The sequence below is a fragment of the Streptomyces sp. NPDC001231 genome, from assembly GCF_042896885.1.
Classification (GTDB): Bacteria; Actinomycetota; Actinomycetes; order Streptomycetales; family Streptomycetaceae; genus Streptomyces.
On sequence record NZ_JBIAXS010000031.1, the window covers coordinates 16,801 to 42,847 of the forward strand.

General features: G+C 72.0%; 21 protein-coding genes and 2 pseudogenes. 9 read left to right on the forward strand and 14 right to left on the reverse strand.

Features of this window, described 5'->3' with window-relative positions; all coding sequences use genetic code 11:
* Positions 1-56 precede the first annotated feature (56 nt).
* On the reverse strand, positions 57-926 hold the full coding sequence (locus ACFY3J_RS30890) for a GyrI-like domain-containing protein (protein WP_390842200.1): 870 nt from the start codon (positions 924-926) through the stop codon (positions 57-59).
* A 225-nt stretch (positions 927-1,151) separates the two neighbouring features.
* Between ACFY3J_RS30890 and ACFY3J_RS30895 the strand changes: the two genes are divergently transcribed.
* The 3 genes from ACFY3J_RS30895 to ACFY3J_RS30905 all read left to right on the forward strand — a co-directional run bounded on the left by ACFY3J_RS30895 (position 1,152) and on the right by ACFY3J_RS30905 (position 4,990).
* Complete coding sequence (locus ACFY3J_RS30895) at positions 1,152-2,081, forward strand: sigma-70 family RNA polymerase sigma factor (protein WP_390842201.1); 930 nt, start codon at positions 1,152-1,154, stop codon at positions 2,079-2,081.
* Between the two features lie 236 nt (positions 2,082-2,317).
* Positions 2,318-3,817 (forward strand): MFS transporter, encoded by a 1,500-nt coding sequence (locus ACFY3J_RS30900; RefSeq protein ID WP_390842202.1) that lies wholly within the window; start codon positions 2,318-2,320, stop codon positions 3,815-3,817.
* A 216-nt stretch (positions 3,818-4,033) separates the two neighbouring features.
* Positions 4,034-4,990: a phosphotransferase family protein gene (locus ACFY3J_RS30905; protein WP_390842203.1), complete on the forward strand. Its 957-nt coding sequence runs from the start codon at positions 4,034-4,036 to the stop codon at positions 4,988-4,990.
* A 26-nt stretch (positions 4,991-5,016) separates the two neighbouring features.
* On the opposite strand, the gene ACFY3J_RS30910 is transcribed toward ACFY3J_RS30905, so the two are convergent.
* The 3 genes from ACFY3J_RS30910 to ACFY3J_RS30920 form a co-directional block, all read right to left on the reverse strand.
* Complete coding sequence (locus tag ACFY3J_RS30910; protein WP_384178429.1) at positions 5,017-5,466, reverse strand: DUF523 domain-containing protein; 450 nt, start codon at positions 5,464-5,466, stop codon at positions 5,017-5,019.
* Between the two features lie 80 nt (positions 5,467-5,546).
* Positions 5,547-6,266, reverse strand: coding sequence for an SDR family oxidoreductase (locus ACFY3J_RS30915; RefSeq protein WP_384178432.1), 720 nt, complete (start codon positions 6,264-6,266; stop codon positions 5,547-5,549).
* 271 nt (positions 6,267-6,537) lie between these two features.
* Positions 6,538-7,455, reverse strand: a complete 918-nt coding sequence (locus tag ACFY3J_RS30920; protein WP_390842204.1) for a LysR family transcriptional regulator — start codon at positions 7,453-7,455, stop codon at positions 6,538-6,540.
* A gap of 107 nt (positions 7,456-7,562) precedes the next feature.
* On the opposite strand from ACFY3J_RS30920, the gene ACFY3J_RS30925 reads away from it, so the two are divergent.
* Together ACFY3J_RS30925 and ACFY3J_RS30930 are read left to right on the forward strand one after the other, a co-directional pair.
* Positions 7,563-8,336 carry a sulfite exporter TauE/SafE family protein gene (locus ACFY3J_RS30925; RefSeq protein ID WP_390842205.1) on the forward strand — a complete coding sequence of 258 codons (774 nt, stop codon included), beginning with the start codon at positions 7,563-7,565 and terminating at the stop codon, positions 8,334-8,336.
* A gap of 58 nt (positions 8,337-8,394) precedes the next feature.
* Positions 8,395-8,943 carry a hypothetical protein gene (locus ACFY3J_RS30930; RefSeq protein ID WP_390842206.1) on the forward strand — a complete coding sequence of 183 codons (549 nt, stop codon included), beginning with the start codon at positions 8,395-8,397 and terminating at the stop codon, positions 8,941-8,943.
* Between the two features lie 51 nt (positions 8,944-8,994).
* Here ACFY3J_RS30930 and ACFY3J_RS30935 read toward each other — a convergent pair whose 3' ends face one another.
* From ACFY3J_RS30935 to ACFY3J_RS30955, 5 genes and pseudogenes are all read right to left on the reverse strand, one after another.
* On the reverse strand, positions 8,995-11,070 hold the full coding sequence (locus ACFY3J_RS30935; RefSeq protein ID WP_390842207.1) for a PhoX family protein: 2,076 nt from the start codon (positions 11,068-11,070) through the stop codon (positions 8,995-8,997).
* Between the two features lie 153 nt (positions 11,071-11,223).
* A pseudogene (locus ACFY3J_RS30940) lies at positions 11,224-11,992 on the reverse strand (class I SAM-dependent methyltransferase).
* A 119-nt stretch (positions 11,993-12,111) separates the two neighbouring features.
* The gene (locus ACFY3J_RS30945; protein ID WP_384178447.1) at positions 12,112-13,290 is read right to left on the reverse strand and encodes a GDSL-type esterase/lipase family protein; all 1,179 of its coding nucleotides are present in this window, start codon (positions 13,288-13,290) and stop codon (positions 12,112-12,114) included.
* Positions 13,291-13,450: 160 nt separating this feature from the next.
* A complete protein-coding gene (locus tag ACFY3J_RS30950; RefSeq protein WP_390842208.1) occupies positions 13,451-14,182 on the reverse strand; it encodes a transcriptional regulator in 732 nt (243 codons plus the stop codon).
* A gap of 79 nt (positions 14,183-14,261) precedes the next feature.
* Positions 14,262-14,993, reverse strand: coding sequence for a GntR family transcriptional regulator (locus ACFY3J_RS30955; protein WP_390842209.1), 732 nt, complete (start codon positions 14,991-14,993; stop codon positions 14,262-14,264).
* A 190-nt stretch (positions 14,994-15,183) separates the two neighbouring features.
* Here ACFY3J_RS30955 and ACFY3J_RS30960 point away from each other — a divergent pair, with 190 nt between their 5' ends.
* The 3 genes from ACFY3J_RS30960 to ACFY3J_RS30970 are packed head-to-tail and all read left to right on the forward strand — an operon-like array spanning position 15,184 to position 18,756.
* The gene (locus ACFY3J_RS30960; protein WP_384178457.1) at positions 15,184-16,551 is read left to right on the forward strand and encodes an MFS transporter; all 1,368 of its coding nucleotides are present in this window, start codon (positions 15,184-15,186) and stop codon (positions 16,549-16,551) included.
* On the forward strand, positions 16,548-17,777 hold the full coding sequence (locus tag ACFY3J_RS30965) for an aspartate/glutamate racemase family protein (RefSeq protein ID WP_384178460.1): 1,230 nt from the start codon (positions 16,548-16,550) through the stop codon (positions 17,775-17,777). The genes ACFY3J_RS30960 and ACFY3J_RS30965 overlap by 4 nt, the downstream gene beginning before the upstream one ends.
* A gap of 19 nt (positions 17,778-17,796) precedes the next feature.
* Entirely contained in the window at positions 17,797-18,756 is a 960-nt protein-coding gene (locus ACFY3J_RS30970; protein WP_390842211.1) for a polysaccharide deacetylase, read from the forward strand.
* Between the two features lie 109 nt (positions 18,757-18,865).
* Here the strand turns inward: ACFY3J_RS30970 and ACFY3J_RS30975 are convergent.
* Positions 18,866-19,430: pseudogene (locus tag ACFY3J_RS30975) on the reverse strand (LysR substrate-binding domain-containing protein); the annotation flags it as partial.
* Between the two features lie 148 nt (positions 19,431-19,578).
* On the opposite strand from ACFY3J_RS30975, the gene ACFY3J_RS30980 reads away from it, so the two are divergent.
* The gene (locus ACFY3J_RS30980; protein ID WP_390842212.1) at positions 19,579-20,121 is read left to right on the forward strand and encodes a L,D-transpeptidase; all 543 of its coding nucleotides are present in this window, start codon (positions 19,579-19,581) and stop codon (positions 20,119-20,121) included.
* 46 nt (positions 20,122-20,167) lie between these two features.
* Here the strand turns inward: ACFY3J_RS30980 and ACFY3J_RS30985 are convergent, their stop codons facing one another.
* The 4 genes from ACFY3J_RS30985 to hutU all read right to left on the reverse strand — a co-directional run bounded on the left by ACFY3J_RS30985 (position 20,168) and on the right by hutU (position 25,945).
* Complete coding sequence (locus ACFY3J_RS30985; RefSeq protein ID WP_390842213.1) at positions 20,168-20,710, reverse strand: MOSC domain-containing protein; 543 nt, start codon at positions 20,708-20,710, stop codon at positions 20,168-20,170.
* 86 nt (positions 20,711-20,796) lie between these two features.
* A complete protein-coding gene (locus ACFY3J_RS30990; RefSeq protein ID WP_390842214.1) occupies positions 20,797-23,145 on the reverse strand; it encodes an SCO7613 C-terminal domain-containing membrane protein in 2,349 nt (782 codons plus the stop codon).
* A gap of 122 nt (positions 23,146-23,267) precedes the next feature.
* The gene (gene hutG / locus ACFY3J_RS30995; protein ID WP_384178475.1) at positions 23,268-24,272 is read right to left on the reverse strand and encodes a formimidoylglutamase; all 1,005 of its coding nucleotides are present in this window, start codon (positions 24,270-24,272) and stop codon (positions 23,268-23,270) included.
* Complete coding sequence (gene hutU / locus ACFY3J_RS31000) at positions 24,269-25,945, reverse strand: urocanate hydratase (protein WP_390842215.1); 1,677 nt, start codon at positions 25,943-25,945, stop codon at positions 24,269-24,271. Before hutU ends, hutG begins: the two co-directional genes overlap by 4 nt.
* Positions 25,946-26,047 lie beyond the last annotated feature (102 nt).

The window sequence follows — 26,047 nt, forward strand, 5'->3', positions numbered from 1 at the left end:
GCCGGCGACACGCAACACTCCATCGTGCGGCCGCCGCCCGTAGTACGGGAGATCCGTCACGCCGGTTCGACGGGCAGCCACAGCTCGCAGGTCGCGGTGCTGAAGTCGTCCGCGCGCTCGATGACCGTGACGATCGAGGGACCTGGCCGCAGACGCCACGGGTTGGAGGGGAACCACTCGGTCGCGGTCGCGGCCCAGGTCGTCTGGAGCGTCCTCGGATACGGTCCGGAGCTGCGGAAGATCGCCCACCTGCCGGCCGGTACCTCGATGGCGTCGAGGTCGTCGGGGGCCGCCGTGTCCCGGGAGACGGCGACCCCGTGCAGGTAGGTCAGTTCGCTGCCCTCCGCGCCGTCGGGGGCCAGATCGTCGCAGACCTGGAGCAGGCCCCCCGGTTCGGTCCCGCTGAGGGCCTTCAGCCGGAGATGCTCCTGCGGCGGCAGTGCGGTGATGTGCCGCTCGATGTGCGCGTTGACGCCCTGGTGGATGAGCGGGACCCGGGCGGCGTGTCCGACCAGCCGGAACGCGGGGCGGTCGACGAGGCGGGTGTCCATGGGGATGTTCCCTTCGACGGTCAGGCGGAACCTGAGTTGTGGTTGAGTGCGCAGGGGGCCTCCTTCGCGGCGCACGTCACGGGGGGCGGCGCCGTGGACCGCCCGGAACGCGCGTCCGAACGCCTCGGTCGATCCGTATCCGTGCCGGACGGCGATGCTCAGCAGATCGTCCTCGCCCCGGACGACGTCGGCGGCGGCGACGGTCATACGGCGCCGGCGCACGTACTCCGACAGCGGCATGCCGGCCAACGACGAGAACATCCGGCGCAGGTGGTACTCGGTCGTGCCGAGTGTCCTGGCCAGTCCGTGGACGTCGAGCTCCTCGGCGAGGTGTTCCTCGACGAGATCGGCAAGCCGGTTCAGTGCTGAGATCACGGGGCCTCCTTTCGACATCAACCCTGGCAGAGGCATCCCGGCCGCATCCGACCGCTGCGATCCGATCCGATCAGGCGCCCGGACCGGAGCGAGGCTGACGCACTCTCATGCCGCCGGGCGAGCACGGCCGTCCCGGGCACGTCACAGTTTCCGGTCCTCGGGCGTCACATGGGTGGGCTCCGGCCCGTCAGACGTCCGAGGCACCCGTGGGGAGAGTGTGACCCGATGCGCGAACACGACTGGCTGGCGGCTCGATTCGAGACCGACCGCCCCCGACTGCGCGCGGTGGCGTACCGGATGCTCGGCTCGTCGGCCGAGGCGGACGACGCCGTCCAGGAGACCTGGCTCCGGGCAAGCCGCTCGGACGCCGCCGCGGTGGAGAACATGAGCGGCTGGCTGACCACCATCGTGGCCCGCGTGTCGTTGAACATGCTCCAGTCCCGCAAGTCGCGCCGCGAGGAACTGGTGGACGCCCCCGAGACCGGCGGCCCGCCCAGCCTGGACACGCCGGTCGACCCGGAATGGGAGGCGCTGCTCGCCGAGTCGGTCGGCACCGCCATGCTCCTCATCCTCGACACGCTCACGCCCGCCGAGCGGCTGGCGTTCGTGCTGCACGACATGTTCGCGGTGCCCTTCGAGGAGATCGCGCCGATCGTGGACCGTACTCCGGCCGCTGCCCGCCAACTGGCCAGCCGTGCCCGCCGCCGCATCCAGCGGCAGGGCGGCGACCCGGGCGCAACGGGCGCAGGTCCGAAGGCCGAGCGGGGACAGGGCGAGGGCGCCGACACCTACCAGGCCGGCAAGGCCGATCTCATCCGCGCTTTCCTCACCGCTTCCCGCGAGGGCGACTTCGAGGCGCTGCTGGCCATGCTCGCCCCGGACATCGTGCTCCGCTCCGACCGGACGGTCGTGCGGATGGCCGGGGCCATGGGGAGGGACGCGGCAGCGGAGATCCGCGGCTCCGACGCCGTCGCCCGCGCCTTCGCCAAGCTCTCCTGGGACCCGGTGCCCGCCCTCGTCGACGGCTCCGCCGCACTGGCCTACGCCCCGGACGGCGTGCCGCGGGCCGTGTACCGCTTCGGCGTCGCCGACGACCTGATCACCGGCATCGACGTCCGGGCCGACCTCACCGGCCTCGACATCGTTCTGTGCTGAACCGCCGCGGCACGTTTTCCTGCCGCGGGAGGGGCGCGGTCCGCAGCGGCCCGCCGCCGCGGCGGGTCAGCCGCTCGGGTGCCGCCGCGGACTGTTGCCGGGCGGCCGTGCGGGAGCTCGCCGACGTCGGCGCTGTCCGGGCCGTGGCCTTGGCGGACGTTCCGTCACATCCGGCGGCCGCGGCCTGTCATACGGACTGAGCCTGAATTCCTCCCCATGCGAGTAGGAGACACCTCATGTCCACACCCAGCGCCGTACCTGCGGCCGGGGACTCACGGCGGTGGATGGTCCTCGCCGTCATCTGCACCGCCTACCTCATGCTGACCCTCGACGCCACGGTGATGAACCTGGCGCTGCCGTCGGCGCAGACCTCGCTGCGCTTCTCGGACGCGGACAAGCAGTGGGTCGTGACGGCGTACGCGCTGAGCTACGGCAGTCTGCTGCTGTTCAGCGGCCGGCTGGCCGACCTCATCGGGCGCAAGGAGACGTTCGTCGCCGGCCTGGCCGGCTTCGCGGCCGCCTCCGCGGTCGGCGGCGCCGCGAACAGTTTCGCCATGCTGGTGGCCGCCCGCGCCTGCCAGGGCATCTTCGCCGCACTGCTGGCGCCCACCGCCCTGTCACTGCTGGCCACCACGTTCACCGACCCGAAGGAGCGCGGCAAGGCGTTCGGCGTCTTCAGCGCGGTCGCGGCCAGCGGCGGCGGCCTGGGCCTGCTCATCGGCGGCGCGCTGACCTCCGCCCTGAACTGGCGCTGGTGCATGTACGTCAATCTGGTCTTCGCCGCCTTCTCGCTGATCGTCGGCTCCTCGCTGCTCACCCGGCAGCCGCGCACGGGCGCCCGGATGGACGTCCCCGGCGTCGTCGTGGTGTCCGGCGGCATGCTCTGCCTGGTCTACGGCTTCTCCAACGCGGCGACGCACAGCTGGCACACCCCCTCGACCTGGGGCTTCCTCGTGGCCGGCGGTGTGCTGGTGGTCCTGTTCTCCTTCTGGCAGCGTCGCGCCCAGCACCCGCTGCTGCCCCCGCGGGTCGTGCTCGACCGCAACCGCGGCGGCTCCTACATCGCCGCACTGGTCATCGGAGCCGGCATGTTCGGCGTGCTGCTCTTCCTCATCTACTACATGCAGTCCGACCTGGGATACTCGGCGATCAAGTCGGGTCTCGCCCTGCTGCCGATGGTGGCCGTCACGGCCGTGGCGAGCAATGTGGGCAACATCCGGCTGATGCCGCGCTTCGGCCCGCGGCCGCTGGTCTTCGCCGGCATGCTGATCAACGCCGGCGGTATGGTCTGGCTGACCCGGATCGGGCCGGACTCCCACTACGCCTCGACGCTCCTCGGGCCGACCATGGTGATCGGGCTCGGCATGGGCATGATCTTCGCCGCCGTGCTGCGCACCGGCACCTCCGGGGTACTGCCGCAGGACGCGGGCATCGCCTCGGCCGCCATCAACACCGGCCAGCAACTCGGCGGCGCCATCGGCACCGCGCTGCTCAACACGATCGCGGCCGGCGCCACCACCGACTACCTGACCGGCCACGCCCGGGGGAAGCCGGGGCCGGCGCTGCTCCACCTGGCGACGATCCACGGCTACACCCGGGTGTTCTGGTGGTGCGCCGGCATCTTCGCCTTGGGCGCCGTCCTCAGCGGCGCGTTGCTGCCCAGCGGCCCGCTGCCGGTGCCCGGCCCGTCCACCAGCCCCAAGCCGGCCACCGAGCCGGAGAAGGTGCGCTCCTGACGTTCCCCGGCGGACACTTCTGACGCACGCCCCGACGCCTTCCTGCCGCGGCGCCGGCGGAACAACCGAGGAGGAGGGCCGGGCTGCCCGGCCCTCCTCTCACATCACCGGACACGCGGGCGGGCCGTCCAGGAGCCGGAAATAGTCCATCCATCCTGCGTTCGTCGACGAAATCGGTAGCCTGCCGCGGGGGTTACGGGTGAGGGGGCCAAGCGCATGGGTGCCGATCTTGACGACCAGGGCTGGGGTGCGACGCGCGCCTGGGTGGAGAAGGGGCTGTCCGAGGCCGAACGCATCGAAGGAGTCACGCGGTTGCGCGGCGGCTGGACGTCGGAGATGCGCCGTCTCGACATCTGTGGGCCGGGTGGTCGGCGCTCGCTGGTGCTGCGGTCGTTCGTGAGGCCCTTCTTCGTTCGGCACGCGGAGGGCCTGCTGACCCGCGAGGCAGCCGTTCTGCGCCTGCTCGGCGGCACGGACGTGCCTGCGGCCAGGCCGGTGGCCGTCGACGCGACAGCGCGGTACTGCGATCACCCCTCCTTGCTGATGACCCTGTTGCCCGGGACCGTACGCCTGACCGACGAGGGGGCCGATCGGCGTGCCGAATTGCTGGCCCGCCAGTTGCTGCGCATCCACCGGCTGCCGGTGACCCCCGAGGCACGGCCTCGCACCTATCAGGCGTGGACCGCTCCCGAGCGAGTGCGCCCGCCCGAAGACACCGATCGGCCTGAACTCTGGCAACGGGCCGTTGACGTGATCCGCCGCGAGCCCCCGGAGTACCGGGCCTGCTTCCTGCACCGGGACTTCCACCCCGGCAACGTCCTCTTCACGGGCGACGGCGACGGTCTGCGAATCAGCGGCGTCGTCGACTGGGTGGAGACCTCCTGGGGGCCGGCCGACCTGGACGTGGCCCACTGCTCGACGGCCCTCGCTCTGCTGCACGGGGTGACGGCGGGCATGAACTTCGCCGACCGCTACCGCGCGGCGGGCGGGACGCCGGCCGAAGACCGCGCCGCCCATCTCTACTGGCGGCTGTTGGACGCCCTGGCCTTCGCCCCGGACGCCGAGAAGGTCGCTGTCCCCTGGCGGGAGACGAGCCGTCCCGATCTGAAACCCACCCTGCTGACCAGGCGGCTGGAGGAATACCTCCAGGCCCTTTTCGACCGCTATGCGTGAATCCGGAATGCGTCTCTCAGGAGACTTCACACTCCTGGTGCAGGCCGTACGGCGATCCCGTTCCGCTCCAGCAGCGCCGCCGTGACCCCGTCTCCCGGCGTCAACTGCCCGGCGAACGAACCGTCGTAGACCGCACCGCGTCCGCACGAGGGACTGCGCGGCATCAACAGAGCCTCGGTGCAGCCGGCGTTCCGCGCCGCCGCCAGGGCGCGTCGTGCTCCGTGCACGAATTCTGCCGTCACATCACGCCCGGTGTCGTCGACGACCCGAGCCGTCCCGTCGAGCACGTCGTACCCGTCGCCGCCCACCAGTTCCGCGGGCCGTCGCGGGGTCGCGAGCCCGCCCGCGACCTCCGGGCAGAAGGAGACGACTTCGCGGCCGGCCACTGCCGACTCGACCTCCGAGGACCCCTTGTGATGCCCGTCGAACCGGCACGGCACCCCGCGCAGGCACGCGCTGACCAGGATTGCTTCCATGTCGCCAGGCTAACCGCGGCGGCATGCTCCTGCGGTTGCGCGGGGCCGTCGCGCCGGCATCGGTATCCGCCGCGCGGCGGTCAGTGCTCCTGGGCCGTCGGGCGCACCATGATCTCGTTGATCGCGGCGTGCGCGGGCTGAGTGATCATGAACGTGATGGCGCGGGCGATGTCCTCGGCACGCAGCCAGACGTCCTCCGGCAGGTCACGGGCGGCGAGGCGCCCGCCGCCGGTCGCCATCTCGGTCATGGTCAAGCCCGGTTCGATCAGCCCTACCCGCACACCCCTTCCGGTCACTTCCTGGCGCAGGGCCTCGCTGAACGCGCACACGGCGTGCTTCGTCGCCGAGTACACGGCGTTGTTCCTCCGCGCCACCCTGCCCGCGACCGAGCTGACGTTCACGAGATCGGCGGTCCCACGCGGCCCACCCGCCGCCGCCCGCAGCAGATGCGGCAACGCCGACCGTGACATCTGCAGGACGGCGTTGAGGTTGAGGTCGACCATCCGCTCCCACTCCGCCGGGTCACCCTCCTCGACGGGACCCATGGCCACGTAACCGGCGTTGTTCACCAGCACGTCCAACCGCGCGAAGCGACCGACGGTTTCCTCGACGACCTGACGTGCCTGCCCCGGATCGCCCAGGTCGGCGGTGAGAACGGCGCACGAGCCGCCCTGGTCACGGATGCGCGTGGCCAGTTCCTCCAGCCGCCCCGTACGCCGGGCGACGACCGCAACGGCCGCGCCCTGCCGGGCCAGTTGCCAGGCGGTCACCGCACCGATGCCGCTGGACGCACCGGTCACCAGAGCCGCGCATCCCGACAAAGGGGCTTCGGCGTCGGCGCCGGGCGACGTGTCGCTCCGATCCGCGGTTCTCATGGGTCCGGTCTTCGGATCCCTCACGCTCATCACCGTCCTTCACGGATCGCAGCCACCGCCGCCCCACCGTGGACGGCGATGTGCTGCCTCCTCTCGCAGCTTGCACCAGGCGGTCCGAGACCGCCTCCCGCCACAGACGGCCGGGCGTGGGCGATCGGCCTCCCGACTCCGGGTGCGGTCGGCTGCGGCTGATCGGTCACTGGCTGTAGCCCTCGGCGCGCCCCTCGGACAGTGCCGCGTTGCGCAGGTGTTCGGCGAGCGCCGCGGTGGCCGTCGACGAGGCGCGGTCCTTGACGCCCCAGGCCAGCAGATGGTGGCGGCGGGCCCAGGGATCCTGCAGTTCGCACACGGTGAGTGGCTGGTCGGGGTCGATGGCGCGACGCGGTACCACGGCGAGCCCGACGCCTGCGGCAGCGAGGGCGACGAGGACGCCGAGGTCCGCGACGGTGGTGCGGTAGCGCGCCACCGGAGCGTGCGGCCCGAGGTGCTTCTCGATCCAGCGGCGCAGCGAGGAGCCGGCGTCGAGCCCGACGAGCGGGTGCTCGGCGACCTCGCCGTAGGTCAGCGAGGTCCGCCCTGCGATGATTCCTCCGGCCTGGCCGATCACCACGAGGGAGTCGTCACCGAGGGGCTCCATGCGCAGGCCGCAGCCACGGGCCTCGTCGTCGACGACGACCCCCAGGTCCGCCTCGCCGTCGGCGAGCAGCCGCACCGTTTGCGGCGTGCGGCTCTCGCACACCGTGACGTCGACGTCCGGGTGCGCGCGGAGGAACGAGACCAGGGCCTGGGGAACGAGCCGATGCATCGCGGATCCGCCCGCCAACAGGGTCAGGGGAGCGGTCGGTGACCGGGTGTAGCTGGCGACGGCGCTTTCGAGCCGGGCGGTCTGGTCCAGCACGTCGCGTGCGTGGCGTGCCAGCGTCGTCCCCGCCGGCGTGGGCCGTACGCCCCGTCGCCCGCGGATCAGCAAGGCCACGCCGGCGTGGTGCTCCAGCGAGCGCACCCTGGCGCTGGCCGAAGGAAGACTCAGGTGCATCCGTTCGGCGCCCGCCGTGATCGACCCCTCGGTCACGATGTGGAGAAAGAGCCGCAGGTCGTCCAGGTCATAGCGCATCGTCCCAGCCTAAGGCTCAACCTTAGGCTCAGGCTAAGTCCCAGACTTAGGCCGGCTGCGCCGATTGCGCATTGTGGACGCACCGGTCGCGCGGCGATGCTCGGCGGGTGCTGGAGTTGTTTCCTGTCCTGCTCGCCGGTGTCGCCGCGGGAGTGCTGAACGCCATGGGTGGTGGGGGCACGTTCGTGGCGCTGCCCGCTCTGGTGGCGCTCGGCCTGCCGCCGGTGACGGCGAACGCGTTGTCGCGGATCGCCCTCGTACCGGGTGCCGTGGCCAGTGCATGGGTCTACCAGGGCGAACTCAGGCCGATCGGGGCGACGTCGACCAAGGCGCTGACAGCGGTCAGCGTGGTCGGCGGCGCAGTCGGCGCCGGGCTGCTGCTGGCGCTGCCTGCCGCGTCGTTCGACGCCGCGGTGCCGTGGCTGCTCGCCCTGGCCACGGTCGTCCTCGCCTCCGGACGCCGCATCTCCCGGGTGGTGAGCACGGTGCGGGGAAGATCGGCCGGCATGAGTCCCCGGGCCGTCCTGATCGGACAGTTCTTCCTCTCCGTGTACGGCGGATACTTCGGCGGTGCCGTAGGCATCATGATGATGGCCCTGTGGGGCATCGGCCTCGGTCTCGACGCCGCGGACAGCAACCCGATGCGGATCGCGCAGCTCGCGGCCGTCTATCTCGGCGCGACCATGCTGTTCCTCGTGGCCTCGGACGCACCGAGTGCTCCGCTTGCCCTCACCGTCACCGTGGTCGGGACGGTGATCGGCGGCTTCGCCGGCGCCCACCTGGCACGCCGTCTGCCCGCCCGGCTGCTGCGCGGTGTCATCCTCACCACCGCCGTCGTGATGACCGCTCTGTATTTCCTGCGCGATCTCCTGCGCGGCTGACCACGTGGAGAAGCCTGCGATGACCGTCCCCGATCGTTGGGAGCCGAGGCCGACCGACATGAGCGAAGTCGACACGGGAGCCACCGTGCCGTACACGGATGCGACGCGAGCGAGGCTGGTGATGGCCTACGACGCCTGCGTACTGGCCGACCTCGCGCGGGCCGCGGTTCCCATCGGCGAGCAGGAGCTGAACACCGACGGGACCACCCGTTCGCCGGGTGCCGTACTGGCCGATGCCGCCCGAGTGCTCGCGGCGGCGCGGCGGTTCTTCGAGACCGCCGCGGTGTTCGAGCGCGTGGGTGGCGCCGACTGGCAGCTCATCGGCGACGTCCTGGGTGTGTCAGCGCAAGCCGCCCGGGCGCGCTTCGCCATGGCCGAGACCGGCTTCCGGGAGGAACTGCTCCTCCCCGGGGGAACCGGCTCCACCGAAGCCGGCGAGACGAGCTGCCTGCGCGCCCATATGGCCGGAGAACCGCTGGAAACGGCCCTCGACCTCGACGACTGGGTCCTGCGCCATCAGGACGGCGACGACGCTCTCGGCTCCACACCGGTCTCCGGCGGCTTGACCCGGATCGATCCTCCACACCACGCCGAGAAGCACCTCTGACCGGACGCTCCGGGGGCCGTTGCCGGGAAGCCCCCGGAGCGTCGTCGGGTCTCAGGCGCCGATGTCGCGGCCGTCGGTGCGCCACACCGAGACCACGGCCGGGCGGACGATCTTGCCGGGGCCGTCGGGCCAGGTGCTGGCCGGCTTCTCCACGGACGCGCCGTCGATCTCGCCCGGGTGCTGCACGGCCACCAGCACGCGCCGGTCCTGGATGATCGGCCCGCAGGTCTCGGCGCCGGCGGGCACCGTCAGGAACTGCTTGAGCTCACCGCGCCGGTCGCCGCGCGTGGCGACGCCGAAGAGGCCGTCGTGGGAGCCGAGTTGGGCGCCGTCGGTGGCGATCCACAGGTTGCCGTGCGGGTCGAAGGCCACGTTGTCGGGGCAGGAGATGGGGCTGACCTTGTCCTTGGGGAACCCGGCGAAGTAGGTGGACGGGTCGGCGGGGTCGCCGGCGACGAGGAAGACCGACCAGGCGAACGTGGTGCTCTCGGGCCGGTCGCGGCCCTCGGTGAGCTCCAGGATGTGCCCGTGCTTGTTGGCGTTGCGGGGGTTGGCCTCGTCGGCGGGCGCCTGGCCGCTCTTGCCGCGGTTGGTGTTGTTGGTGAGGACGACGTAGACCTTGCCGGTGTGCGGGGAGGGCTCGATGTCCTCGGGGCGGTCCATCTTGGTGGCGCCGACCTTGTCGCCCGCCAGCCGCGTGAACACGAACACCTCTTCGGCGGTCATGCCCTCGACGTGGGAGACGGCGCCGTGGGCGGTGGCGGTGGCGAGCGGAATCCAGGTGCCGGAGCCGTCGAACTCGCCGTCGCTCGGCAGCTTGCCGCTGCCGTCGATCTCGGAGGCGGGGGAGTCGCCGGTGAGCCTGGCCACGTAGAGGGTGCCCTCGTCGAGCAGCGTCAGGTTGTGCTCACGTGCCCCGCGGCTGTTCCCGTGCCGCATCTGCTTGCTGCCGACGAACTTGTAGAAGTAGTCGAACCGCTCGTCGTCGCCGGAGTAGACGACGGGCCGCCCGTCCGCGGTGAGCCGCACGGTGGCGGCCTCGTGCTTGAAGCGGCCGAGGGCGGTGCGCTTGCGGGGCGTGGAGGTGGGGTCGTACGGGTCGAACTCGACGACGTAGCCGAAGCGGTGGACCTCGTTGGGTTCCTGGGCGATGTCGAACCGCTTGTCGAACCGTTCCCACTTCCGCTCGGTGGCACCGGTCCCGATGCCGTACCGCTTGTCGGTGGTCCGGCCGCCGTTGGCGAAGTACTGGTTGAAGTTCTCCTCGCCGTGGAGGGTGGTGCCCCACGGGGTGACGCCGCCGGAGCAGTTGTTGAGGGTGCCGAGGACCTTGCGGCCGCTCGGGTCCGCGGAGGTCTTCAGGAGGGAGGACCCGGCGACCGGCCCGGTGAGGCGGAACTCGCTGGTGGCGGTCACACGGCGGTTCAGGGGGTGGCGGGGGACGGCGGTGAGGCGTCCGGAGCGCTTGTCGTTCTGGACCACGACGGCGGCCAGACCGTGCGCGGCCCAGGCGACCTCGACCTGCTGCCGGGTGGGGTTCTCCGGGTCGTACCCCCGGAACATGATCACCTCGTCGGTGTACTCGTGGTTGGCGACGAGGAGCTGGAGGTCGTGCTCGCCCTGGATCGGCAGCAGGGCGAGGAAGTCGTTGTTGTACCCGAACTGGCCGGCCTGGGCGGCGGCGGTCTGGTTCTCGGGGTCGAAGGCGGGCGCGCCGCGGAGGATGGGGTCGCCCCAGCGGATGACCACGTTCTGGTCGTAACCGGCCGGGATGGTGACGGCGTCGGCGGTGTTGGGGGCGACGGGGGTGAAGCGGAGGCCGCGGGCGGCGTCACCGCTGCCCCCGGCGGCTGCCTGCCCCTTCGCGGGGGCGGCCTGGACCTCGGGCGCCGCGGCCGTGAGGGCGGCCGTGCCGGTGGCGGCGGCCACGGTCACGACGGCGGCGGCGCGCAGCGCGGAACGGCGGCTGAGGGCACCGGCGATGACGTCGCCGACGTACTCGCCCGAGCTGGTGTTGGGCACCTCGTGGAAACACGCGTCGCCGCAGCGGTAGCGGCAGGTCAGGGCGGACCGCCCGCCGGGATGCGAACCGGACGGTGTTCCGATCAGCGGCAGCAGCTTGCGCACTTTGCTCTCCCTATACGAACTCTTGGTAGAGCGTGACGCTAGGAGGGCCGAGTGTGCGGCAGCCATGCCGGTGCGTGAACTGTCGGTGAACGGGATGCAGTCGTATGGGGGCCGGGTGCGGCCTGCCGGGGTGCCACGCGGGGCCCGCGGCCCTCACTGTTTCCCGGCACGCGCCATGAGCAGCGGCTGGAAGAAGCCCGTCTGCTGCGGCATCCGCCACACCGGGTCCACGAATCCCGCGTCGGCCACGAAGGAGGCCAGCCGGTCGCGGCCGAGTGCCCAGTAGACGGCCCGGTGGACCGCGACCCGCCACTGCCCGCCATCCGGCAGGAGTTGGAAGTGCTCCAAGTCGTAGTGCTCGCCGTCCTCGTGCCAGTGCCACAGCTGGAAGCCGATGGTGGGTTCCGCGCCGTCCGGAGACCGGTGGACCTGCGGAGGTGTCGAAGTGGGGCGGGTGCGCAGCAGGTCGTCGTAGGGGCGTGTGCTGACCAGCAGCAGGCCGTCGGGACGCAGGACGCGGCGCATCTCCGACAGGGCGGTGTGGACGTCCTGCTGTCAGCAGATGGGGCAGGGAGTTGTCGGCGCAGACGACGGCGTCGAACCGGGCGCCGGGGAAGGGGAGGTGCCGCATGTCGGCGGCGGCCGTGGGCAGCGTCAGATTCCGGTGGGCGGCCTCACGCGCGGCGCGGGCTGCGGCGCGGGGGCTCGGGTCCGTCCCGGTGACGCGGTGCCCGAGCAGGGCCAGGCCGATGGCCTGCGTGCCGATGCCGCAGGAGCAGTCGAGCACTGCCGCTCGCCCTTCGCCCATGAGGGCGTCCAGGGCCTGGCCCTGCCGGCGCGTGCCGGCGTCCCAGTCCTCGTAGATCAGGTGGTAGTCGTCGGCCAGTTCGTCGTAGAAGCGTGCCACCGGGGTCTTGGGCATGGCCCGAGGTTAGTCTCCCGGCCCCTCCGCGGACACGGGCCGTGCCGGGTCGCCTGATCGGGTACGTCCACGCCGGCTCAACGCCCCCCCCCGACGAAGGGGAGTTGACCGTGATGTGGTCAGCCGTTGGTCTCGGGGGCGAAGGGGCCGCCGGCGCCGAACGCGAGCCGTGCGAAGTTCTCGGCGATGCGGCGGTGACCCGCGGGGTCGGGGTGGACCTCGTCGGGCAGCGGGAGTTCGGCGTAGTCCGTCTCGCCGTACAGTTCACGGCCGTCGAGGTGGTGCAGGTTCGGGTCGTCGGCCGCCCGCTGCCCGACGATCCGGGCGAGTTCGTGGCGGATGACGTTGAGCGTCAGGCGCCCGGCGGCGCGTTCGGCCGGATCGCCCGTGGCCCTGAACCGCAGGGTCCCGCCCTGGAAGTCGGGCGCGAGGGGGCCGGGAGTGTCCTCCTGGACCGGGCAGAGGATGGCGGACACGACCAGCAACGGCGTCGTCGGATGCCCCTCGCGGATGGTGTCGAGGAAGCCGTGGACGGCGGGGACGAAGGCGCGCAGACGCATCGCGTCGGTATTGACGACATTGATGCCGATCTTGACGCTGATCAGGTCCGCGGGGGTGTCCCGCATCGCCCGGGCGGTGAACGGGTCGAGCAGCGCGCTGCCGCCGAATCCCAGGTTGACCAGCTCCACTCCGCTCCGGGCCGCGGCCAGGGCCGGCCAGATGGCGGTCGGGTGGGCGGCGTTCGAGCCGTGGCTGATGGAACTGCCGTGGTGGAGCCACACCCTGCGGCCGCTGTCCGGCGCCGGCTCGACCGGGGCGTCGGTGCGCAGCGCGATCAACTCGGTGATCTCCGCGTGAGGAAGCCAGATCTCGACGTCCTTGTCCCGTGCGGGCAGATCGGTGAACCGGGCGGTGCCTGGAGGCCCTTCGAGCAGTTCGGCGGACTGGGTGGCCATGTCGATGGTGCGGACGTTGCCACCGGTCACCGTGTCCTGGCCCGCGAGGCGTCCATCGACCAGCAGGTCGTACACGCCGTCCGCCGGGGCCGGGAGACCGCGGTAGGCCCTCTTGGTGGGCAGGGTGAGCAGTTCGATGGTGGTCGCCCGGGTGCGGAGGGCCAGCCGTACGCCGGACGGCTGGGCCTCGGCCATGGCCAGTTGCTCGTCGGGGATCTGCCGACGCGCCCCGGCGGGCAGCCGGTGCGGCAGCAGTCCGTGCGCCGTGCGCTCCACGTCGAGGGCGCCGCGCAGGAGGTCCGCGGTGACGGGTGTGGTGATCCAGTCGTGCTCGGTGTTCATCGCCTCAGCCTGTTGATCAAGAGTTACGGGTTGTTCACGGGTGCCGGTACGCGGCGCGGCCATCGGGGCCACCCGCGATCCGATAGCCATTATGCATTTACCTAATACCTATAGGCAAAATCGACGTCGAGGCAGGCCAAGGACGTATCCGGCGGGATGCTCAGGTGGTGGGGGTGACGAGGTCCTGGGTGCCGAGGACGGTGAGGAGGGCGAGGCGTTCGGCGTCCTCGGTGCCGGGTTCGGCCGTGTAGACCATGATCCGCAGGTCGCTGCCCGCCACGGTGAGGACGTCGCAGTCCAGCATGACGGGCCCCACGCGCGGGTGGTCGATCGTCTTGCGCGAGGCCTCGTGGCGGCCGACGGCGCCCGCGTCCCACAGCTGGGCGAACCGCTCGCTGCCGCCGCGCAGTTCGGCCATCAGCCGTTGCAGCCGCCGGTCGGCCGGGTGGCGTTCGGCGGCCGCGCGCAGGTCGGCGACGAGCGCGGCCTCGTGATCGCGCTGCGCCTGCGGTGCGCGCCGGGCCCCGGTCCCCGGACTGAGGAAGTGGCGCCACACGCCGTTGCGCTCGTTGCCGCGCCGGCCGGACGGGTCGCCCATCAGGGCCGCGTACGGCGCGTTGGCCATGAGCAGGGTCCAGGACGCGTCGAAGACCGCCACGGGTGTTCCCGTCAGCCGGTCCAGCAGCCGCTGGATGCTCGGGGTGATGTACGCCGGCACCGTCTCGGGGCCCGGCGGCGCGAGCCCGGCCAGCCGGAACAGGTGCGCGCGCTCCTCCTCCGACAGCCGCAGCGCCCGAGGATCCCGACCTGGGCCTGCGCGCCGCCGATCCCGAGGATCGGCAGGCCCGCGTGGATGGAAGTCGGGCACGCGGTGCAGAGCCCGCGAGCGCATGCCGCGCAGCGATGCAGGGGCGCCGGCAGGTCACGGCGCCCCTCCGGCCGGGTGGCCGTGAGCGCGCAGGCTCGGCTGTTCACGGCCGGGAGGGCGGCTCCTCGAACAGCACTCTCAGCGCGACCTTTCGGTAGTGCTGGATGTGCCGCAGCGAGAGGTCCGCGGCCCGTTCCGCGTCTCCGGCCGCGATCGCCTCGTACAGCCCTCGGTGGTCGTCCCACAGCGGGTGGGGATCGTCGATCTGCTGGAAGAGCCAGCGCAGTCGTCCTTCGAGCGAGCCGAGCGTGGTGCTGAGGAGGTCGTTGCCGGCGAGTTCCATGATCTGGTGGTGGAAGGCGGTGTTGGCGCGCGAGATGCGCTCGGGCGTACCGGACATGGTGGCCCGCCGTGCCGCCTGCAACAGCTTGGCCAGGTGCTGAAGCTGGCCCGCGGTCGCGCGCTCGGTGGCGCGGCGCGCCGCCAGGACCTCCAGGGCCTCGCGCATGTCGAAGAGGTTCTCGACGTCCTCGCGGGTCATACTGCGCACGACGATGCGGCGGGGTGAGAGCGCCTGGAGGAACCCCTCGGACAGCAGGATGCGGATCGCCTCGCGCACCGGCACGCGTGACACCCCGAACTCGTCCGCCACCTCGCGCTCCATGAGGCGGTCTCCCGGTCTCAGGCGGCCCGTGATGATGCGGTCGCGCAGGCCTTCGCAGACCTGGTCGCGCAGCCACATCGAACCGGTGGCCGAGGTGGAGGCGGACTGCTGTGCCGCCGGGTCGGTGCCGGCCGCCGCGGTCTTCTTCGGGTTCACAAGCCCTCCGGGCATGTCGAGGAAATTAAGGTATACCAAAACCTTGACGGGGAGATCTCGCACCTTCATTTTAGGTATACCAAGCCGACGAACGGCCTGGCTGTGACGTTGCTGCAGCTGTCCTGGTCCCGCCTGGACCCCGTCCTGCCCGGCGCCGGACCGTGCCCTTTTCACCTCCTTTCCCCTGCTGAAACGAGGGTTCACCATGAGTGCCTCAGCAAGACAGCCCACCTCAGGGACCGCCCCGGGGAGCGCCCGGGAGGCGGACGTCGAAACCGCGCCCGGTTCCGCCTCCCCCGCGGGCGCCCGGCCCAGCCGGGTGCGCTGGACCATGTTCGTGCTGCTCCTCGGTGTCGTCGCGCTCAACTACATCGACCGCAGCTCCGTCTCGGTGGCCCTGCCACTGATCACGAAGGATCTCGGCCTCTCCAAGGAGACCACCGGCTTCGTCCTGAGCGCGTTCTTCTGGACGTACGCGCTGATGCAACTGCCCAGCGGCTGGCTGATCGACCGCTTCGGCGCCCGGTTCATGGCATCCGGCTCCTGCGTCGGCTGGGGCGTCGTCCAAGCGCTCACCGCCGGCGCGACGAGTGCGGGTTCGCTGCTCGGACTGCGACTCGCGCTCGGCGCCGTCGAAGCCCCCGTGATGCCGGCCGGCGGCAAGCTCAACGCCCAGTGGCTGCCCGCCCGGGAGCGCGGCAGGGGCGCGGTGCTGCTGGACGGCGGCGCCCCGCTCGGCGCGGCGCTCGGCGGCGTCATCATCTCCGGCCTGATCACCTGGACCGGCAGCTGGCGTGTCAGCTTCGTCATCGCCGGTGTGCTGACCTCCGCCGTCGGGCTCTACGCGGCCTGGTACATCCGCAACACCCCGCGCGAGCATCCCCGGGTCAACGAAGCCGAGGCCACGTACATCGAACAGGCCCACGCGGTGGAGGACGCGCAAGGGGAGAAGGGCGGCCGCGCCGGGCTGCTGCCCTACCTCAGGCACCGTTCCTTCTGGGCGATGTGCCTGGGCTGGATGGGCTTCAACGGCGTCTTCTACGGACTGCTCACCTGGGGGCCCCTCTACCTCTCCGAGGCCAAGGGCTTCGACATCGCGACGCTCGGCTGGTCCACTCTCGCCATCTTCGGCGCCGGATTCGTCGGGGAACTCATCGGCGGATGGCTGTCCGACCGCTGGCAGTCCAAGGGCACCCCCGTCAACACGGTCATGCGCACGCTGCTGGGCGTCGCGGGTGCCGTCGTCGTCGCCGGACTGCTCGGCGTGGTGCTGGTGCCGGACGCCGTCACGGCCGTCGTCCTGCTCTCCACCGTGCTGTTCTTCCTGCGCTGGGCGGGCCTGTACTGGTCGCTGCCGTCCATCCTCGCGGGCCGCGCCAACGCCGGGATGGTCGGCGGCGCCATGAACCTCTCCGGGAACATCGCCGGCATCGTCACACCGATCGTCGTGGGCTTCATCGTCGGCGGCACGGGCTCCTACACCTGGGCCCTTCTGTACTTCGTCGGCGCGGGTGTGCTCTTCACCGCGTCGTCCCTCGCCCTCGACTGCAGCAGGAGGCTGACGACCCGATGACGAAGCCCCCGACGACCTCGACCATGGCGACGGCGCTCACGCGCGCGAAGCCCGACGGACTGCCCCATCGGCTGGGCATGCTCACCCCGTCCTCCAACACCTGCCTGGAACCGGTGACATACCGGCTGCTGGGAGCCACCGGCGCCGACGCCGGTGTGACGGCGCACTTCGCCCGCGTACCCGTCACCCGCATCGCGCTGGACGACGGCTGCGACGCCCAGTTCGACATTGAGCCGATGCTCGCCGCCGCCCGGCAACTCGCCGACGCCAAAGTCGATGTGATCGCCTGGAACGGCACCTCCGGCTCCTGGCTCGGCGTCGACCGCGACCGCGCACTGTGCGCCGCGATCACCGAGGCCACCGGCGTGCCCGCCACCACCTCCACCCTCGCGCTGCTCGACGCCTGCGCAGCGTACGGCGTGACCCGGCTGGGGCTCGCCCTGCCCTACACCCGCGACGTGGCCGAGCGGATCGCGGCGACGTACGCCAAGGAGGGCGTCGTCTGCACCCTGGCCGCCGAGCCGTTCGGGATCAGCGACAACGAGGCCTTCGCCCGCATCCCGCAGGGCGAGGTCGCCCGCCAGATCCGCGACGCCGCGCGCGAGGACGCCCACGCGGTCGCCGTCGTCTGCACCAACGTGCACGGCGCCGGGGTCGCCGAGCAACTCGAACAGGAACTGAAAGTCCCGGTGTTCGACAGTGTCACCGCGACCCTGTGGAAGTCGCTGGACCTGGCCGGCGCCGCCCCCGCGCTCCCCGGCCACGGCGACCTGCTGCGCACCGGCAGCCCGCGCGCCCGCTTCCAGGAGGTGCTGACGGACCTGCTCGCCGCGACCGGCGCCGACCGCACCACCTTCCGCGTCGACCTGCCCGAGCACGGACTGCACGTCGACCTCACGGCGGGCGAGGCGCACCGCGAGGGCGTGCGGTCCATCCGCCGCGACGCCTCCCTCGACCAGCGGCGGCTGAACACCGTCGAGTGGCTGGAGCGCAACCGGACCCCTCTCGTCCAGCCGCACTTCGAGGCGATCCCGCACCCGCCGCAGGCGCTGATCGACGTCTACGGAGTACACGCGCAGATGCTCGGCCCCGTCGAACGCGACGGAGCCCTCGCGGGCTGGCTCTCCGTGCACAGCATGGAGGAACGCGACTGGTCCGGCGCCGACACCGCCGCGCTGTCCGCCGCCACGGCCCGCATCCACAGCGCCCTCGACCACCGACTCTGACCTCTTCGCACGGAAGGCAATGCGCACTGTGACGCAGGAAAGCACCACCCGGGCCACGACGACCGGTCCCACGGCCACCAAGGACATCAAGATCGCCCTCGGTGTCGATGTGGACGCCGTCGCCGGCTGGCTCGGCTCCTACGGCGGCGAGGACTCCCCGAACGACATCCAGCGCGGCGTCTTCGCGGGCGAGGTCGGCACCCCGCGCCTGCTGAGGCTCTTCGAGCGGTACGGCATACGCACGAGCTGGTTCATCCCGGGCCACTCCATCGAGACCTTCCCCGAGCAGACCCGGATGGTCGTGGAGGCGGGCCATGAGATCGGCGCCCACGGCTACTCGCACGAGAACCCGATCGCGATGACCCCGCAGCAGGAGGAGGACGTCCTCGCCAAGTGCGTGGAGCTCATCGAGCAGTACACCGGACGCAAGCCGCGCGGCTACGTCGCGCCCTGGTGGGAGATGTCCCCGTACACCGCGGAGCTCCTGCACAAGTACGGCTTCTCCTACGACCACTCACAGAACTACCGCGACTTCACCCCCTTCTACGCCCGCGTGGGCGACCAGTGGACCAAGATCGACTACACCGCCGAGGCCAAGGACTGGATGAAGCCCCTGATCCACGGCCACGAGGTCGATCTCGTCGAGTTCTGCGGCAACTGGTACGTCGACGACCTGCCGCCGATGATGTTCAACAAGCACGCCCACAACAGCCACGGCTACGTCAGCCCGCGGGTCCTGGAGCAGGACTGGAAGGACCAGTTCGACTGGGTTCACCGGGAGTTGGACTACGCGGTCCTGCCGATCACGCTGCACCCCGATGTGAGCGGCCGCCCCCAGGTGCTGCTCATGCTGGAACGCTTCATCGACTACGTCTCCGGGCACGACGGGGTCGGCTTCTGCACGCTGGAGGACGCGGCGGACGACTTCCGCCGCCGCTTCCCCTTCGACGGGCCCGACCGGCCGGCCGACATGCGCTGAGCCCGCCCGCGGCGGACGGCGTCGGGGATCGCCTGGAAACCCCTCGCGTACAGGTCGCCGACCTGTACGCGATGGCCCTGGCCGGCGGGGGTGGCCACCGCGGCTTCGCTCACGAGGGCGACGGATCCAAAGTGGTGCCGAGGGTCGCGGCCCGCAGTGCGGCCGCAAGTCGCACGGGTTCGGCCGGCGGCTGGGGGAGCCGGGCCAGGAACCGGCGCCGCTGCTCCCGCGGTCCGCCGCTCACCGACAGGATGCGCACGCCGGGCGGCGCTGCCGGGGCCGGTGACGAGGGCACGGTGGTCAGTCCGCAGCCCGCGGCCACCGGATGCAGTCTCGCCGGACAGTCCCGGGTCGTGTGCACGATCTCGGGGCGCTCGTCCAGGCCCGGCCACACCCCCATCAGCCCGTCCGCGCCGGGTGACGAACCAGCGATCCACCGCTGTCCGCGCAGGTCCGTCACATCGAAGAAATCCCCGCGCCCCAGCGGGTGCGCCGCCGGCACGGCCGGACACAGGGCCCGCGCCTTCAGCGTATGCAGCGCCAGTGGGGGGCGATTCGCTGTCCGGCGCGCGAAACGGCGGCGCCGACGACAACAGGGCGAGATCGATGCTGCCCGCCCGCAAGGTTTGTGTCGGTGTCGGGGTGCCGCCTTCCCGGCTGACGACTGCGACGCCTCGGAGGTCCCCGCAGGGCGTGGCCCGCTACGCCGTCGACCCGGCGGGCGCCCGGCGCCTGTGGACGCTCTCGGAGGAGACGCTCGCGGACGCCGACGCGGAGAGGGCGGAATATCCTGGTTCATGCACAGAGCGGCGGTGATCAGAAATGGCACACCAACGCCAGGTTCCACGCCCACGCCTCCGTGACGCCACCCGGCTCGTACTGGTCGGCGCCCTCGCGACGGTCCTGACGCTGGGCGCCGGTCCCGCCCGGGCGGCCTCCGGGGGCCACGTTTCGACGATCGACGCGGCGACCCACCGGATGACCGTCACGGATCACGGCCGGACGGTGATGACCTTCACCATCGGCTTCGGAAAGCCCGGCTTCCGGACGCCGTCCGGAACGTTCCACGTGCTGGGCAAGGACGCCGTCGTCAAGATGACCTCGTGCAGCGCGAACGTCACCTGTGATCCGGGCAACCCCAACTACTACGTCCTCACGGTCCACTGGGCCGTGCGCCTGACCAGCGCGGGAGTGTTCGTCCACGCGGCACCGTGGGACCACGTCATCGGCCGGGCCGACACCTCACACGGCTGCATCCACCTGAGCACGGCGGACGCCCACCGCTTCTACGATTTCAGCCGGACCGGCGACACGGTGATCGTCAAGAACACCGGCAGCCTCACCCACCACCCGAGCGGCCCGTAGCCCCGGCGTCTCGACTGCTCGTGCCACGGGCTGCGCGGAAGTCACGTCAGACCCGGTCCAGGGGTCGGTGCGGACCGCTGGGCAGTTCCGCTTCGATCGTGTCGCCGGGACGCGCCACGCCGCCTTCCCTCACGATGGTCATGATCCCGGCTCTGCGCACGATGTTCCCCGCCTCGTCGCGGCCGACGACCTGCTTCAGCAAGCCGTCCTGAAAGGTGTCGATCTGCCGACAGGGATTGCGCAGGCCGGTGACCTCCAGGACGGCGGAGTCGCCGACGCGCAGCAAGGTGCCGACCGGCAGACCGAGCAGATCGATGCCGCGCGTGGTGATGTTCTCGCCGAGTTCGCCGGGCGCCACCGTGAACCCTGCTGCGCCGACCTCGTCGAAGAGCTCTTCATGGATGAGGTGGACCTGGCGCAGATTCGGTTGGGTCGGATCCTGCGCGACGCGCGACCGGTGCTTGACCGTCACACCCGCGTGCACGTCCCCCTCCACACCGAGCCCGGCGAGCAGTGTGATGCTGCCCCGGTTCGGCTTGGTGAACGAGTACTCCCCGTTGCTGCTGACCGCCGTCACTGTCCCGTTCATGTTCTGGACCCCCTCTTCCGTAACCATGGACAGCCACGAGCCTACGGGTCTCTCGACGCTCGCCGTCCGAATGCCGTAGCCGTCCCTCAGCGCATCCGCCCCAGTGCCTCCCGCACCCGCCGGGCGTCCCGGAGCCGCTGCTCGTACGTCGCACCCAGCACGAGCAGCAGCAGCCCGGCGAACGCGGGAGGCAGCCAGCGGGGGAGTACGCCCGCCAACTGCACCAGGTAGGGGGCGAGTTGGTGCAGCGCGTCCAGCACGAGCACGCTCCCGCCGAGGACGAGCGGCGCCTGGAGCCGGTGGCGGGCACCCAGCAGGGTGAGGACGAGGGCCGCCGTGCCGAGCAGCAGGGGGCGCGGCCAGTCCGCGTCGGCCCACGCCGAGAGCAGGCTCGGCACGAGCGCCACCGACAGCCCGGGACCGTACGCCGTCCACGACGAAGTCTCCGGGTCCCGACGACGCCGGACGAAGCCCACGACCAGCGCCGGGACGGTCACCGGCAGGGTGTACGCCTCCGGGGCGACCACGGCCCACGACCCGAGCCGCACCCAGGTGGCCAGCACGAACAGCGCGGCGGCGACGTACCCCACCTGACGGCGGTCGGCACGCACGGCGGTGCCCGCCGCGATCACCCCGCACAGGGCCAGTACGAGGGCCAGCACGGGCGGGTCGGTGACGGCCAGCCCGACGGCCAGCAGCCCCGCGACGGCGCCCGTGACCTCGACCGGCACCCCGGCCCGCGGGACCCGCGCCGCGAGCAGGGCCGCTGCGGCCGGGACGACCAGGACCAGCAGCGCCGTGTGCGCGGGCGCCCGGCCCGCGGCGGCCCCCACCGCACAGGCGAGACCCGCCGCACCGGCCAGGGACGCGCTCGCGCAGACGGCGGTCAGGCGCGGGTGTGCGGCGGCCACCGCGAAGATCGCCGTCAGCGCGGCGAGCACGGCCAGGGTGGCGCCCTGGGAGGCCAGCGAGAGGAGCGCGAGGCCGGCCGCGGTGAACAGGGAGAGGAGGACGGCGGTGCGGGACGTCGGCGTCCGAGGCGTGTACGCCGCCACGGCCAGCGCCGCCACGACCGTCAGCCCCTGCGTGAACAGACCGGCCACATAAGGGAGTTGCAGGGCGGCCGGGAAGACGAGCGCGGTCGCCCAGACCAGGACCGCGGCACCGGCCGCGGCCGGGTCGCGCCGGGTCGTGGTGACGCGGGCCGCCCCGGCCAGAACCGCCGCGACGACCGCGAGCACCAGCGGCGCGGCCGCCGCGTCCGCCGGCCAGGGCGCCCAGACCGTCACCGCGGCGCGCAGATCCGACGGCGCCCCCGACCAGACCCGTCCCGTCCATCCGACCGGACCCCACAGCGCCACGACGACCAGGGGCAGCGCCCACACCACCGCCAGGGACTGGACGGCGGCCGACGCCCGGACGGCACCGCGCCGCACGGGTTCCGGGAGCGGACCGCGGACGGCCGACAGCAGCCCGACCCCGCAGGCCAGATAGCCGGGCACCGTCCACACCCCGGGCAGCGACGCGCGCGGGATGCCGCCGAGCGCCGCGACCAGGAGCAGCCCGCCGGTCACCGCGGCGCCGACGGCGAGGCCCTGCCGCGGAGCGCGCCACGCGGCGTACAGCGCGACCGCCGCCGCGAGGGCGAGGAGCGCCGACGCACGGGCGGCGGCGCTCGGTCCCGAGGCCTCCCAGGAGAGAACGCCGGCCGCCCCCACGCCCCAACCGCCCGTCCCGTACGAGCCGATGGCGGCGGAGACGCGCAGGGACCTCGCGGACGTTTGGAGCGCGACGACCGTATCGAACGCGGCCGTCAGCAACAGCGCGGCCGTGATCGCGTACGGGCCCGTACCGGCCGCCACCGCCCACAGCAGCAGTGGAAACTGGGCGGCGGCCAGCGCCGCGGGGAAGGGGACGCGCAGGGAACCGAGCCCCTTCCCGTACCCCCACCACGCCCCGCCCAGGACCGCCGCCGCGACGGCCGCGTACCCCGTGCCGTCGGCGGCCGGCAGCGCGACCTCGTGCAACGCGTACGCGTCGAGGACCGTCAGCGCCAGACCGAGGCCCGCCAGCGCCTCCGCCGTCGAGCCCAGCCCGCGCTTCAGCAGCAGCACGGGAGCGCCGAGCGCCGCCACGGTGACCGTGGCGAGTACCGCGGACCGCCCGGCGATCCCCAGGTGCCCCCAGCTGACCAGGGTGAACGCGATCGCGGCGACGGTCAGCAGGACGCCGCCGAGGACGAGGAGCACGTTCTGCACCCGGGGCGCGGTGGTCTCGGGCCGCCGCGCCCCGGGCGGAGCGGGCGGGAAGGCCGGCTGGAGGAGACCGATCAGGTAGGCGCGGCGGGCCAGCAACTGGGTCCGGCGGGCGTCGAGTTGCCACAACTCCGCGTCGAGGATCCGCAACTCCTCGGCCGGTGGCGGTAGGTGGGTCATGCCGTGGAGTCTGGCGCGCGCCGTGCCGCGGAGCATGAGCGCGCGTACTCAGGTCCGTACTCAGACGGAGGTCGCCAGGCTGCGGCCTTTTCGCTCTCGCAGCCTGGCGACCGGCTCGAAGGTCACGCCCGGCGGGCGGTCGCGCTCCTGGTGGTCAGGATGCGGTGGACCAGCCGGGCGCCGGCCCGCGCCGTGCGGTGGTCGACGTCGAGGTCGGGATTCAGCTCGGCGACGTCGCAGACGGCCAGCTTCCCGCTCGCCGCCACCACGGCGCAGACGTGCTCGACGACCTCCATCCGCACCCCGTAGGCGGCCGGGGCACTCACACCCGGAGCCGTACCGGCGGGGAGCACGTCGAGGTCGATGCTGAGGTGCACGACGTCGCAGCTCGCGAGGAACTCGTCGATGAACGCGTCGACGCGCTGGAGGTCGGGCAGGCCGCACTCGGTGTCTAGCAGGTACCGCACCCCGAGCCTGTCCGCGGTGTGGAACAGACGGGTGGTGTTGCTCGGCTGGCTCACTCCGAGCACCCAGTAGTTCAGCCGCTGTCCGCGCCGCTCCTCGCCGTGTGCCATCTGGAGGAACGGTGTGCCGGAGCTGGGCCGGACGTCGTCGCGCAGGTCGAAGTGCGCGTCGAGGTTCAGCACCCCGAGACGAGCGCCCTCGTGCAGGGCGCGGGTGCCGGCCAGCCCCAGGTAGCTGCCGTAGGCGACTTCGTGGCCGCCGCCGAGCACCACCACGGGGTGGCCGCGGTCGACGAGCGAGGTGAGTACCCGGCCCAGGCGGTGCTGCCCGTTCTCCAGGTCGCCGTCCGCCACCTCGATGTCGCCGGCGTCCAGCGCCCGCACCGGCGTCGCCAGTGCCATGGACGCGAGGGCGCCGCGCAGCGCGTGCGGGCCGTCCGCCGCACCCTGACGGCCCTTGTTGCGCCGGACTCCCTCGTCGCTGCGGAAGCCGACGAACGCGACGTCCCCCGGTTCGGCGTCATGGGGTTCGAGGCCGACCACGTGGTGCCAGCGCAGGTTGTCGGCCCCGGGCCCGTCGTCCCGGCCCGTCCAGGGCTCTGGAGCCACATCCGCCGTCACCGTCGCGGTGCCGGCGGGCATCGCGGTGCGGTCCGTGCTCATTCCGTGTCGCTCTCGGCCATCGGGACGCGCACGCCGCGCTGCTGAGCCACCGAGGTGGCGTGCTCGTAGCCGGCGTCCACGTGGCGGATGACGCCCATGCCGGGGTCGTTGGTCAGCACGCGGGAGAGCTTCTGGGCCGCGAGTTCGGTGCCGTCGGCGATGCAGACCTGGCCGGCGTGGATGGAGCGGCCCATGCCGACGCCTCCGCCGTGGTGGATGGAGACCCAGGAGGCACCGGAGGAGGTGTTCACCAGGGCGTTGAGCAGCGGCCAGTCGGCGATGGCGTCGGATCCGTCGAGCATCGACTCGGTCTCGCGGTACGGCGAGGCGACGGAGCCGGAGTCCAGGTGGTCACGGCCGATGGCGATCGGAGCGGACAGCTCACCGGAGGCGACCATCTCGTTGAACTTCAGGCCGGCGCGGTGGCGCTCGCCGTAGCCGAGCCAGCAGATGCGGGCGGGCAGACCCTCGAAGGCCACGCGCTCGCCGGCCATCTTGATCCAGCGGTGCAGGTGCTCGTTCTCCGGGAAGAGCTCCATGATGGCCTTGTCCGTGGCCTCGATGTCCTTGGGGTCGCCGGACAGGGCGGCCCAGCGGAACGGGCCGAGGCCCTCCTCGAACAGCGGGCGGATGTGCGCCGGGACGAAGCCGGGGAAGTCGAACGCGCGCTGGTAACCGGCCTTGCGGGCCTCGTCGCGGATCGAGTTGCCGTAGTCGAAGACCTCGGCGCCCTTGTCGAGGAAGCCGACCATCGCCTCGACGTGCTTGGCCATGGACTTGCGGGAACGCTCGGTGAAGTCGGCCGGGTCCTTGCGGGCCTGCTCGTGCCACTCCTCGACGCTCACGCCGACGGGGAGGTAGGACAGCGGGTCGTGCGCCGATGTCTGGTCGGTCACGATGTCGATGGGCGCGCCCATCTCCAGCAGCTTCGGGAAGATCTCCGCGGCGTTGCCGGTGAGGCCGATGGACAGCGGCCTGCGGGCGTCCCGGGCCTCGATGGCGAGCTGGAGCGAGTGGTCCAGGCTGTCCGCCGCGACGTCGAGGTAGCGGTGGGCGATGCGGCGCTCGATGCGGGTGCGGTCGACGTCGACGCAGATGGCGACGCCGTCGTTCATCGTCACGGCGAGAGGCTGGGCGCCACCCATGCCGCCGACGCCGGCGGTGAGCGTGATGGTGCCGGCGAGTGTGCCGTTGAACTTCTTCCGGGCCACGGCGCCGAAGGTCTCGTAGGTGCCCTGGAGGATGCCCTGGCTGCCGATGTAGATCCAGGAACCGGCCGTCATCTGGCCGTACATGGTCAGGCCCTGCGCCTCCAGGGACCGGAACTCCTCCCAGTTCGCCCAGTCGCCGACCAGGTTCGAGTTGGCGAGGAGCACCCGCGGTGCCCACTCGTGGGTGCGCATGACACCGACCGGCTTGCCGGACTGCACGAGCAGTGTCTCGTCGCTCTTCAGCGTCTTGAGGGTGCGGACGATGGCGTCGTAAGCGGCCCAGTTGCGGGCGGCCTTGCCGGTGCCGCCGTAGACGACCAGCTCCTCCGGGTGCTCGGCGACCTCGGGGTCGAGATTGTTCATGAGCATCCGCAGGGCGCCTTCCTGCTGCCAGCCGAGGCAGTTCAGTTCGGAGCCGCGGGGGGCGCGGATGCTGCGGGCCTCTGGGGAATCGCCGGCCATGCTGTCTCCTGGGTGGGATGTCGAACCTTGTTCCGTGCCCCATGACACGTGAGGGGCACACCGGCGGCCAGGCGCGTCGCCCGGATTTCTCGGATCCGAGAA

What these genes read in the sequence shown, in the direction of transcription:
- ACFY3J_RS30895 (WP_390842201.1), top strand. Translation starts at nt 1,152, where the DNA reads ATGCGCGAACACGACTGGCTGGCGGCTCGATTCGAGACCGACCGCCCC.
- ACFY3J_RS30900 (WP_390842202.1), top strand. Translation starts at nt 2,318, where the DNA reads ATGTCCACACCCAGCGCCGTACCTGCGGCCGGGGACTCACGGCGGTGG.
- ACFY3J_RS30905 (WP_390842203.1), top strand. Translation starts at nt 4,034, where the DNA reads ATGGGTGCCGATCTTGACGACCAGGGCTGGGGTGCGACGCGCGCCTGG.
- ACFY3J_RS30910 (WP_384178429.1), bottom strand. Translation starts at nt 5,466, where the DNA reads ATGGAAGCAATCCTGGTCAGCGCGTGCCTGCGCGGGGTGCCGTGCCGG.
- ACFY3J_RS30920 (WP_390842204.1), bottom strand. Translation starts at nt 7,455, where the DNA reads ATGCGCTATGACCTGGACGACCTGCGGCTCTTTCTCCACATCGTGACC.
- ACFY3J_RS30930 (WP_390842206.1), top strand. Translation starts at nt 8,395, where the DNA reads ATGAGCGAAGTCGACACGGGAGCCACCGTGCCGTACACGGATGCGACG.
- ACFY3J_RS30945 (WP_384178447.1), bottom strand. Translation starts at nt 13,290, where the DNA reads ATGAACACCGAGCACGACTGGATCACCACACCCGTCACCGCGGACCTC.
- ACFY3J_RS30950 (WP_390842208.1), bottom strand. Translation starts at nt 14,182, where the DNA reads ATGCGCTCGCGGGCTCTGCACCGCGTGCCCGACTTCCATCCACGCGGG.
- ACFY3J_RS30955 (WP_390842209.1), bottom strand. Translation starts at nt 14,993, where the DNA reads ATGCCCGGAGGGCTTGTGAACCCGAAGAAGACCGCGGCGGCCGGCACC.
- ACFY3J_RS30960 (WP_384178457.1), top strand. Translation starts at nt 15,184, where the DNA reads ATGAGTGCCTCAGCAAGACAGCCCACCTCAGGGACCGCCCCGGGGAGC.
- ACFY3J_RS30965 (WP_384178460.1), top strand. Translation starts at nt 16,548, where the DNA reads ATGACGAAGCCCCCGACGACCTCGACCATGGCGACGGCGCTCACGCGC.
- ACFY3J_RS30970 (WP_390842211.1), top strand. Translation starts at nt 17,797, where the DNA reads ATGCGCACTGTGACGCAGGAAAGCACCACCCGGGCCACGACGACCGGT.
- ACFY3J_RS30980 (WP_390842212.1), top strand. Translation starts at nt 19,579, where the DNA reads ATGGCACACCAACGCCAGGTTCCACGCCCACGCCTCCGTGACGCCACC.
- ACFY3J_RS30985 (WP_390842213.1), bottom strand. Translation starts at nt 20,710, where the DNA reads ATGAACGGGACAGTGACGGCGGTCAGCAGCAACGGGGAGTACTCGTTC.
- ACFY3J_RS30990 (WP_390842214.1), bottom strand. Translation starts at nt 23,145, where the DNA reads ATGACCCACCTACCGCCACCGGCCGAGGAGTTGCGGATCCTCGACGCG.
- hutG (WP_384178475.1), bottom strand. Translation starts at nt 24,272, where the DNA reads ATGAGCACGGACCGCACCGCGATGCCCGCCGGCACCGCGACGGTGACG.
- hutU (WP_390842215.1), bottom strand. Translation starts at nt 25,945, where the DNA reads ATGGCCGGCGATTCCCCAGAGGCCCGCAGCATCCGCGCCCCCCGCGGC.